This window comes from Bradyrhizobium sp., assembly GCF_035701725.1.
Classification (GTDB): domain Bacteria; phylum Pseudomonadota; class Alphaproteobacteria; order Rhizobiales; family Xanthobacteraceae; genus Bradyrhizobium.
The window spans coordinates 1-10,345 of the sequence record NZ_DASSRP010000387.1 but is presented as its reverse complement, the minus strand read 5'-3'; the positions used below and the strand labels follow the sequence as shown (position 1 = coordinate 10,345).

Genomic DNA, 10,345 nt, shown 5'->3' with positions numbered 1-10,345 from the left:
TGACAGCGAATTCCTCGCCATCGTCGGCTCTTCCGGCTCGGGCAAGACCACGCTGCTGCGGCTCGCCAACCGCCTGATCGAGGCCGACGCCGGCCACATCACCATCGACGGCGAGGACATCCGCGAGGTCGATCCGGTCGGTCTGCGGCGGCGCATCGGCACCGTGTTTCAGAGCGGCGGACTTTTTCCGCACATGAGCGTCGCCGCCAATATCGGCATCACGCCGAAACTCAAAGGCGCGCGCGACAGCGAGATCGCGGCAAGGGTCGACGAACTGCTCGACCTCGTGCGGCTCGACCGCAACCAGTTTCGCGACCGCCTGCCCCATGAGCTCTCCGGCGGCCAGCGCCAGCGCGTCGGCGTCGCACGCGCGCTCGCCGCAAAGCCGAAGATCGTGCTGATGGACGAGCCGTTCGGCGCGCTCGATCCGTTGACGCGCGATGCGCTCGGCGACGACTACCGCGCACTTCACGACAATCTCGGACTGACCACGGTCATGATCACCCACGACATGACCGAAGCCATTCTGCTCGCCGACCGCATCGCGGTGATGCGGGCGGGGCGGATATTGGCAACCGGCACCGCCTCGCAGCTTGCGCAAAGCAGTGAGGCTTACGTGGCCGAACTGCTGCGCACGCCGCGCCGGCAGGCCGAACGCCTCAATGCGGCCTTGCCTAGAGACGGGTCATGAGCGTGTTGTCCGACCCGCGCTGGCACGAGGCATGGAGCCACCTGCCCGATTATCTCGGCAGCCATGTGCGGGTCAGCCTCGCCGCCTTGGCGCTCGGGCTTCTGGTCTCGCTGCCGCTGGCGCTGGCCGCGCGCGAGCGGCCGGTGATGCGCGCCGTGCTGCTCGGCGTGGCCTCCATCGTGCAGACCGTGCCGGGACTGGCGCTGCTCGCGCTGTTTTATCCGCTGCTGCTCGCGGCCGCCGCGCTGACGCTGAAATGGTTCGGCTTTGGCTTTTCGGCATTCGGCTTCCTGCCCGCGGTGCTGGCGCTCGCGCTCTATTCGATGCTGCCGGTGCTGCGCAATACCATCACGGGCCTTCGCGGCATCGAGCCGCAGATCCTGGAGGCCGCCCGAGGCGTCGGCATGACGCCGCTGCAATCGCTCATAATCGTGGAATTGCCGCTGGCGCTGCCGGTGATGATGGCCGGGATCCGGACCGCGGCGGTCTGGGTGATCGGCACCGCCACGCTCTCGACGCCGATCGGCCAGACCAGCCTGGGCAATTACATCTTTGCCGGATTGCAAACCCAGAACTGGGTGTTCGTACTGTTCGGCTGCGCGGCCGCGGCGCTGCTGGCGCTGGCCGTCGATCAACTCCTGGCCCTGGTCGAGGCGGGGCTGCGAATGCGGCAGCGCCTGCGCACCGCGCTTGGCGGCCTCGGCATCGCCGCGCTGGTGGCGGCGACGCTGGTGCCTTCGATGGCGCGGTCCTCCTCGACCTATGTCGTCGGCGCCAAGACCTTCGCCGAACAATATGTGCTGGCGGCGCTGATCGGCGAGCGGCTCGAAGCCGCCGGGCTTGCAACAACCACCCGCGCAGGGCTCGGCTCCAACGTGATCTATCAGGCGCTCGTGAACGGCGATATCGACGTCTATGTCGATTATTCCGGCACGCTGTGGACCAACCAGTTTCACCACAGCGAGATCAAGCCGCGAAAGGAGCTGCTCGCAGATCTGAAGGCCGAACTTGCGCGACAGAACGTGACGCTGCTCGGCGAGCTCGGTTTCGAAAACGCCTACGCGCTGGTGATGCCGAAGCGACGCGCGGACGCGCTCGGCATTCGCTCCGTCGCCGACCTCGCGATGCGCGCGGGCGCCATGTCGATCGCGGCCGATTACGAATTCTTCTCGCGGCCGGAATGGAAAGCGCTGCGGGAGGCCTATGGATTGAACTTCAAGACGCAGCGGCAGATGCAGCCGGATTTCATGTACGCGGCCGTGGCCTCAGGCGAGGTCGACGTGATCGCGGGCTATACCAGCGACGGGCTGATCGCAAAGTACGATCTGATCGCGCTTGGTGATCCCAAGGGCGCCATACCGCCCTATGACGCCATCGTGCTTGTCGCACCCAGGCGCGGCGAGGATCAGGCGCTGCGAGCGGCGCTGCAGCCGCTGCTTGGCCAGATCGATATTGCCGTCATGCGCGAGGCCAACTTGCGTGCCGCGGGCGGCAACAGTGACGCATCGCCGGATGCGGTGGCGCGCTGGCTGTGGCAAAAAATCCGGTCGAAGGGAAATTCGAAATAACGCGGCGCCATAAACGACGACGCGCGATGGAGGGACTCCATCGCGCGTCCGAAGCGCACCAGAACTCGGATTTACGACGTTCGAAAACTAGAAGCCAAATCGGCCCGGGCGCCTCGCCAGGCAGTCGGTGTCAACCTTGTCGTCCCAGCCACCGCGCGCCCGCCAGGCGCTCCAGGCCATGTAATCCTCGCTCGCGCTCCAGGGATTGCCAGGCTCCTGATAACCGCAGACGGGCGCCTGCGCATAAGAGTTGGCCACGCGGGCGATGCGGTGCTGCGCCGAAGCTGGCGCTGCGAATGCGATTGCAGCGGCGACGGCAACGATACCGATGAGTGACGTTTTCAACATGCTAGTCTCCTCTTGGTAGTCTCCAATCGGCACACGGTCCTGAGGAAAAAGGGGACGACTTTTCCATCGTGCCGCGGCCACGCACAAAGCGTCGCCCTGGCACTGACCGTGCGCTAGCTGTCAACGAAATTTCAGTTCCGGCTCGTCTTGGCTTTGGATCCCTGCTCACCGCGCGCATTGCAGTCGGCGGGCGATCGGCGGAGACGAACCGGTCGACGCAGTCGAATCTAGTCCGACGCCGGCGAGGGCCAATTAAAAGAACATTTATTGAGGCTTAAAGTATTTTTTAGAGTGGGGGTTGTGCTGGAACGAATTGCAGCTCATGCGGTAACGCGCACGCATCGATTGGTTAACGTGGCTCAATGGGCGATCAAAAGCGGCATCGCAGCCTCGCGCAACAACGAACGGGTCACGCCGCCGAACATCATTTGCGCCGCTCTTGCATGGCTGTAGGCGCCGATCACGACAAGATCGGCAGCATGTTCCTTTGCATGTGCCAGGATGACCTTGGCAACCGGCTCGCCCTTGGAGGCCACTTGCTCGACACTGACGTTGACGCCGTGACGACTGAGATATTGCGCGATGTCGGCGCCGGGCTCCTGGCCATGGCGAGGGTTTTTGCCGGCGTCCACCAACAACAGCGTGACCGATTTTGCGGCAACAAGAAGCGGCAGCGCATCGACGATCGCGCGCCGGGCTTCGCGGCTTGCATTCCACGCAACCAAGACGTGTTCGGGCGCAGCGCCGTGCCAGGAATCCGGCAGCAGGATACACGGCACGCCGGTGGCCAGAACCAGCGTCTCCGCGCTCCAATCGGAGGGTAACCCGCCATTGCCGCGCCAGCCGCCCGCAACGACGAGATCGGCATGCAGCGAATTCAGCGCCACCTCGTCGGATTCCCCCTCGACCAGTGAGCGAAATTCCATGCACACGCCCTCGCGGCTACAAATCTCGGATGAGCTTCGCTGGGCCTGCTCGATCGCCTCGGTTTCCCTGGCCCGGTGCTGGGCGATCACCTGCTTGACGGCGGCGTGACCCAAAACGAAGCCTTCCGCCGCGCTACCGCCGATCAACGAGGGCACCTTGAAGATGCCGACCAGATGAGCGTCATAATGACTGGCGAGTCTCGCCGCATAGGAAATGCGCGCCTCCCCGGCCGGCGTGGGCTCGATGAAGACCGCGATGGTTTTGAACGGCATTTGAGGCTGCTCCGGCGTGACGGTACCGCTTTCCGGATACATGGCTCCGCCATCCCCCGCATTGATCAATCTCAATCGGAGCGCCCCCTTCCGCCGCGAGCAGACGCGGCAGGCCGGCGGCGTGCGTCCTCGTGCCTCCGACGGCGGCAAGGGCGCATGAAACCACTTGCGCCGTAAGCGTCGATATGTCCGTAATTTCGGATTGGCGACAGCGGCCCGGCGCGTATGCGCAAGGCCGCTCGGAATTCTCGAGGGGGCACGATGATATCGAAACGTTTCGTTCAATCGGTGGCGGCGGCGATCGCCTTGACGGTGGCGGCAAGCGCCTCGGCGCAGCAGGTCTTGAAAGTCGGCTCGACGCCGACCGGCGCACCCTTCACCTTCCTCGACACCAAGACCAATACCATCCAGGGGCTGATGGTCGATCTCATCACCGAGATCGGCAAGGACGCCGGATTTTCCGTGACCGTCGAGCCGATGCAGTTTTCGACGCTGATTGCATCGCTGACCGGAAACAAGATCGACATCATCTCGGCAGCGATGCTCGCGACCGCCGCGCGCAAGGAAATCATCGACTTCTCCGATCCGGTCTATCCCTACGGCGAGGGACTGGTGGTGCCGAAGTCCGACACCAAAAACTACGGCAGCGCCGAAGACCTCAAGGGCGAGGTGGTGGGCGCGCAGGTCGGCACGGCCTATGTCGACGCGCTGCGGAAAACCGGACTGTTCAGCGAAGTGAAGGTCTACGACACCATTCCCGACATTCTGCGCGACGTGAATACCGGCCGCCTCAAGGCCGGATACGCCGACTACCCGATCCTGGCCTATAATCTCAGCCAGGGGATGTTTCCGGAGGTGCGACTTGTCACGTCCTACAAGCCGATGACCGTCGGCACGGTGGCGATCGGTGTGCGCAAGAGCGACGGGGAACTCTTGAAGAAGATCAACGCTTCGCTGGCCAAATTGAAGGAAAACGGCACGGTGGCGAAGATCCTCGACAAATGGGGTCTCGGCGCCAAGGGCGGATAACGGGCGCGGCCTTCGATCGGTTCGATGGAAAAATTCCTATCCGACGCTGCCGAATTCTTTCCGATCCTGCTGCAAGGCGTAGGGCTGACGATCCTCGTCACGCTCGGCTCGCTCGTGCTCTCGACCCTCCTCGGCATGATCTGGGCCTTGATGCGCGTATCGGGACTGCGGGTCGCCAGCATGCTCAGTGCCGGGCTGATCAACCTGATCCGCGGCATCCCGATTATCGTGCTGCTGTTCTATCTCTACTTCGTGATGCCGGATTTCGGCATCACGCTGACGGCGCTGCAGGCCGCGATCCTCGGCCTCGGCATCGCCTACTCGGCCTATCAAGCCGAAAATTTCCGCGCCGGCATCGAGGCAATCGACAAGGGGCAGATCGAGGCCGCGCAGGCGATCGGGATGGGTTGGTGGCTGACGATGCGCCGCGTGATCCTGCCGCAAGCCGTGCGCATCGTGCTGCCGCCCTACGGCAACATCATGATCATGATGCTGAAGGATTCCTCGCAGGCCTCCACCATCACGGTGGCGGAGCTCGCGTTGCAAGGCAAGCTGATCGCCTCCTCCACCTTCAAGAACACATCCGTCTTCACGCTGGTGGCGCTGATGTATCTGACCATGAGCATTCCGCTGATCCTGCTGGTCCGGCATTTCGAGAACAAGGGCCAGAACCGATGATCGAGCTGCGAGATGTTCACAAGAGCTTCGGCAACAACGAGGTGCTCAAGGGCATCACGGCATCGGTCGCCAGACGCGAAGTCGTCTGCATCATCGGCCCGTCGGGCTCCGGCAAGTCGACCATCCTGCGCTGCATCAACGGGCTGGAGGACTATCAAGCCGGCGATGTGCTGGTCGAGGGCGCGCGGGTCGAGCGCGAGGCCGCTTCGATCGTCGCGATCCGCACCAAGGTGTCGATGGTGTTTCAGCGTTTCAACCTGTTTCCCCATCGCACCGCGCTGGAAAATGTCATCGAGGGTCCGGTCTATGTGAAGCGCGAGCCACGTAGTGAGGCGAGCGAGCGCGGCCGCGAACTGCTCGCAAAAGTGGGCCTCGCCGACAAGGCCGATTCCTTTCCGGCTCAGCTTTCCGGCGGCCAGCAGCAGCGCGTTGCGATCGCACGCGCGCTTGCCATGCAGCCCAAGGCCATCCTGTTCGACGAGCCGACGTCGGCGCTCGACCCCGAACTCGTCGGCGAGGTGCTGTCGGTGATGCGCAAGCTCGCCGAGGACGGCATGACCATGCTGGTCGTCACCCATGAGATGGGTTTTGCCCGCGATGTCGCCGACCGCGTGCTGTTCATCGACGGCGGTGTCATCGTCGAACAGGGCGCAGCGAAGTCGCTGTTGAGCCAGCCGCAGCAGGCGCGCACCCAGGACTTCCTGCGTCGCGTGCTGCACCCGATGTGAACCAACATGGCCATCGAGACCTCCCTCCCCTTGCCGCCGAGCCTTTACGCCGCGACCGCAGTGCCGGCGCCCGCACTGCCGCCGCTTGCGGCCGACCGAAGCGTCCAGGTGGCCATCATCGGCGGCGGCTTTGCCGGGCTTTCGACCGCGCTGCATCTCGCCGAACAGGGCGTGGAGACGGTCGTGCTCGAAGCCAACGAGCCCGGCTGGGGCGCTTCGGGCAACAATGGCGGCCAGCTCAATCCCGGCCTGAAGCTCGACCCGGACAAGATCGAGGCGACGTTCGGTGCCGATCTTGGCCGGCGCATGATCGCCTTTGCCTACAACACGCCGGTCTTCACGCTCGATCTGATCCGGCGCCTCGGCATCGACTGCGACGCCAGGCAAAACGGCACGCTGCGTGCCGCCTATCACGAGAGCCATGCCCGGGCTGTCGAGACGACGGCCGCACAATGCATCAGCCGCGGCATGCCGGTGCGACTACTTGACGGCAACGAGGTGCGGCAGATGACCGGCACCGACCGCTATGTCCGCGCGATGTTCGATGCCCGCGGCGGCGACGTCCATCCGCTCAATTACGCGCGCGGTCTCGCCCGCGCGGTGCTCGCAGCCGGCGCCACCATCCACGCGACGACACGCGCGACCGCGGTCTCGCGCGAGGGTTCGCGATGGTGCATCCAGACCCCTGGTGCGACGGTGCGCGCCGACAAGGTCCTGCTCGCCGCCAACGGCTTTACCGACGATCTCTGGCCGGGCCTGCGCCAGACGGTGGTGCCGCTGTTCTCCTCGATCGCGGCCACTGCGCCGCTATCCGACGAGACCGCCCGACAGATCATGCCGGCGCGTCCGGTGCTTTACGAGAGCGGTCACATCACCGTCTACTATCGCATCGATGCCTCGAACCGCCTGTTGATGGGCGGGCGCGGTCCGATGAGGTGGATCCACAGCCCGGACGCCGTCGCCTATCTGATGCGCTATGCCGAGCGGCTCTGGCCAGCCCTTCGCGGCACCGCCTGGACCCATGGCTGGAACAGCCGGCTCGCGATGACATCTGATCACTATCCGCATGTGCATGAGCCCGCGCCCGGCGTGCTCGCCTATCTCGGCTGCAATGGCCGGGGCGTGGCGCTCGCCACCGCGATGGGACAGCAACTGGCACGGCGTCTGATCGGCGGCGAGGACGCCGGCATCGATCTTCCGATCACCCCCATCCGTCCAATCCGCTTCCATGCGGCCTGGCCGGTCGCCGTCCGCGGCGCCGTTGTGCTGGGACGGATCCGCGACCGGCTCGGGCTCTAGCGTCACAGAAACGAAACCGAGAGCCGGATCTCGACGCGGCCTTGCCTTGCTTATGCCACAAGCTGCACACCATTGCGGTATCGGCCGGGCAAAGCGTGGCATGATGCGCGACCTTTTTTGACGTACGGGGATACAGTCATTTTTTTGCCCCAGTAGCTCAACATCATTTTCCTCGCGGTGAATTGGTTGACGCGTACTCCGCAGCAAATTTCGCGACAGGAATTTCGGACGGGGCACGAGTGAATCCTGCAGCGAGAGCGCAATGGATACGCTTTACGATTTGCTTGGGGCCCTTCCTCATGACGATGCCGAAGGCCTGAGAACTGCCTTTCGCAAGGCGGTCAAGGGCGCGCATCCGGACTTGCGGCCCGGCGATCCCGAAGCCGCGATGAAATTCCGGCAGATCGTCCGCGCCAACGACATCCTTTTGGACAAGGACCAGCGCGCGGTCTACGACCACCTGCTGGTGCTGGCGCAGCACGAGAAAGATCCGGCGGCGGCGCATCCGATCGCGGCACGGATCCACAGGATCGCCTCCGGCGTGCTCGCCTTTGCTTCCGTCTCGGTGGTGACCGTCGGCGGCTATCTCCTTTTCATGCACATGTCGGTGGCGCTGATTGCACCCAGCGGCAGCCTCGCGGCTTCACACACGTCCGTTGCTTCTGTTGCCTCGATTGCTCCGGTGGACCTCACGGCGCGGCTGTCGGCCAGCATCGCCGCGGTCAGTCCGGCGGACGCGCCCGACCCCGCAGCGGTAAACGCCTTTATCGCCGCCAAGACCGGCATCGGCCAGGCCGCGGCCAGCGTCGCGAACGCCATGGCTATGTTGCCGCTTGCGGTGGAAGTCGAATACGCGCCGAGATCGGGCGCTGCTGCGGCGGATCGGGCATCCGAGCCTGTCGTCGCCGTCCACGCCCACGTGGATGCCGGCACAACCGCCGTCGAGGCCGACCAGTTGACGCAGCTCGAGACGAAATTCACCGCGCCCTATGTCGACCGCGGCCTGCTGTTCTTCCGCGACAAATCGGACGATCGCGCCTTCCCTGACCTTGCGCCCCTGAAGCATGGCGAGAAGCCGGAACATGCCAAGTCGGTGGCTGCCGCGAACGGCAAGACGCAGCATAGCGATGCACTGCCGAAAACCGTGCCGTTGCCGGTGCCGCGGACGCCGCCGCGCTACGTGACGCCGCAGCCGGCCCCGCGTTATATGCAGCCGCCGCAGCAGCCATGGGTCGTATCCGCCTCTGGAAGCTGAAACGAGAGCTCAGATTCCGAAGTTCGCATCATATGACGGCGACCTCGTTTGCGAACTTCGGAATCAAAGGAGCTCCAGCAGCATATTGATTCTAGGGCGGCTTTGAATTCGAAGCTCCTATGACGAACTTGCGGCAACGCCGATAGGAACTTCAAATTCGCCGCACCGGTCAGGCGACTTCGAGCAGGATTTCAGCCAGCCGATCCGGCTGATCGACCATCACGTCATGCCCTGAAGCCACTTCATAGGTTTTCCAGCCCGGCATCGTCTTCATTCTGGCCAGCGTCTCGTCGAATACCGGGCTCTTGAATCCGCTGGCGCGAATATAGGCCTTGCGGGCGATCCTCTCGTGCGAGCCGGCGGCCGTCACCTTCTCCACCACGGCGGCGAGCGGATGCGGCGTGCACTTGGCGTCAACCCAGGCGCGGTCCTTTTCGTTGACGTTGAAGGCCGCCGCCGGCACCGGTTTGGCGACGAGATCGCCGCGCGCCACCGCTTCCTCCAGCGCCTTGCGCGGCCCGGGATTGGCGAGCGAGATCAGGCTGTCGCCGACCTGCGGCACGAAGGCATCGAGATAGACGATCGAGGCCACCTGCGTCCCGATCTGCTCGGCCGCCTGCGTGATGACGAAGCCGGCGGAGGAATGGCCGACCAGGACGACATCCTTCAGGTCTTCCCACTTGAAGAGATTGACGACGTCTGTCACGTGCGTCGTCAGATTGACGTCCTTGGTTAACAGATGCGAGCGATCGGCAACGCCGGTCAGCGACGGCGCATAGACCTTGTGGCCCTTGCTCTGAAGCCGATCCGCGACGCGGCGCCAGCACCAACCGCCATGCCAGGTGCCGTGAACCAGCACGAAGGTTTTTGGCGCGGTTTGCGCCTCAACGCGCGCTGCGCCTGCGGCCAGCGCGCCGGCTGCCGCCAATGCGCCGAGTGCGGCGCGCCGCGTCGTTTTCAAAGATGCTGATGGCATGGTATCCGCTTCCCTTTTTCTTGAACATTGTTGAGCGTCTGAGGCCTGCACCGTGACGCCCAGCGGTTTCTTGCTTTGACGCGCGGTCTTCACACCAACCGCCTTCTATTCGCACGCATACGCTTTAGCCGCGCCGCTGAAAAACCGAGAACTGAAAATGCTGCCTGGAATTCGACGGCGTGACGTGATCATGCGAGCGTGATTCCACCAACGTGAACGCATCGCCCAGTTCCTGCGCCAGCCCCGCGGCATCGTTGCGATGGACCGGCAAGCCGCTGCATTTTTCCGGACCGTCCGCGGCAAAGGTGGCGATGATGGCATAGCCTCCCGGCCTCAGCGCCTGCTTCAGCCGCGCGATATAGGCGGCGCGGGCGGCCGCCTCGACCAGAAAATGGAAGGCGCCGCGATCGTGCCAGATATCGAAGCGCCGCGATGGCTCCCACTCCGTCACGTCAGCGGCGATCCACTGCACTTCGCTGGCACGGCGGCCCAGCCGCAATGCGGCCAGATCGAGCGCGGCCTGCGAAATATCCAACACCGTGACGCTGCGGAAGCCGCGCTCCAGGAGAGCATC

General features: G+C 64.3%; 11 protein-coding genes. 7 read left to right on the top strand and 4 right to left on the bottom strand.

The window, feature by feature from the left end:
- Together VFL62_RS23430 and VFL62_RS23425 are read left to right on the top strand one after the other, a co-directional pair.
- A partial coding sequence (locus VFL62_RS23430; protein ID WP_325174776.1) for an ATP-binding cassette domain-containing protein occupies positions 1-691 on the top strand: 691 nt, incomplete at its 5' end.
- Positions 688-2,259, top strand: coding sequence for an ABC transporter permease/substrate-binding protein (locus VFL62_RS23425; RefSeq protein ID WP_325174775.1), 1,572 nt, complete (start codon positions 688-690; stop codon positions 2,257-2,259). The genes VFL62_RS23430 and VFL62_RS23425, both read left to right, overlap by 4 nt.
- Positions 2,260-2,346: 87 nt before the next feature.
- Here the strand turns inward: VFL62_RS23425 and VFL62_RS23420 are convergent, their stop codons facing one another.
- Together VFL62_RS23420 and VFL62_RS23415 are read right to left on the bottom strand one after the other, a co-directional pair.
- Positions 2,347-2,607, bottom strand: a complete 261-nt coding sequence (locus VFL62_RS23420; protein ID WP_325174774.1) for a hypothetical protein — start codon at positions 2,605-2,607, stop codon at positions 2,347-2,349.
- A gap of 359 nt (positions 2,608-2,966) precedes the next feature.
- Positions 2,967-3,806, bottom strand: a complete 840-nt coding sequence (locus VFL62_RS23415) for a universal stress protein (protein ID WP_325174773.1) — start codon at positions 3,804-3,806, stop codon at positions 2,967-2,969.
- 261 nt (positions 3,807-4,067) lie between these two features.
- Between VFL62_RS23415 and VFL62_RS23410 the strand changes: the two genes are divergently transcribed.
- The 5 genes from VFL62_RS23410 to VFL62_RS23390 all read left to right on the top strand — a co-directional run bounded on the left by VFL62_RS23410 (position 4,068) and on the right by VFL62_RS23390 (position 8,795).
- A complete protein-coding gene (locus VFL62_RS23410; protein ID WP_325174772.1) occupies positions 4,068-4,835 on the top strand; it encodes an ABC transporter substrate-binding protein in 768 nt (255 codons plus the stop codon).
- A 24-nt stretch (positions 4,836-4,859) separates the two neighbouring features.
- Entirely contained in the window at positions 4,860-5,513 is a 654-nt protein-coding gene (locus VFL62_RS23405; protein ID WP_325174771.1) for an amino acid ABC transporter permease, read from the top strand.
- A complete protein-coding gene (locus VFL62_RS23400) occupies positions 5,510-6,241 on the top strand; it encodes an amino acid ABC transporter ATP-binding protein (RefSeq protein ID WP_325174770.1) in 732 nt (243 codons plus the stop codon). Before VFL62_RS23405 ends, VFL62_RS23400 begins: the two co-directional genes overlap by 4 nt.
- Positions 6,242-6,253: 12 nt before the next feature.
- The gene (locus VFL62_RS23395) at positions 6,254-7,540 is read left to right on the top strand and encodes an FAD-binding oxidoreductase (RefSeq protein WP_325174777.1); all 1,287 of its coding nucleotides are present in this window, start codon (positions 6,254-6,256) and stop codon (positions 7,538-7,540) included.
- A gap of 262 nt (positions 7,541-7,802) precedes the next feature.
- Positions 7,803-8,795, top strand: coding sequence for a J domain-containing protein (locus VFL62_RS23390; RefSeq protein ID WP_325174769.1), 993 nt, complete (start codon positions 7,803-7,805; stop codon positions 8,793-8,795).
- A gap of 169 nt (positions 8,796-8,964) precedes the next feature.
- On the opposite strand, the gene VFL62_RS23385 is transcribed toward VFL62_RS23390, so the two are convergent.
- Both VFL62_RS23385 and VFL62_RS23380 read right to left on the bottom strand, forming a co-directional pair.
- Positions 8,965-9,771, bottom strand: a complete 807-nt coding sequence (locus tag VFL62_RS23385; protein WP_325174768.1) for an alpha/beta hydrolase — start codon at positions 9,769-9,771, stop codon at positions 8,965-8,967.
- A 124-nt stretch (positions 9,772-9,895) separates the two neighbouring features.
- A partial coding sequence (locus VFL62_RS23380; RefSeq protein ID WP_325174767.1) for a class I SAM-dependent methyltransferase occupies positions 9,896-10,345 on the bottom strand: 450 nt, incomplete at its 5' end.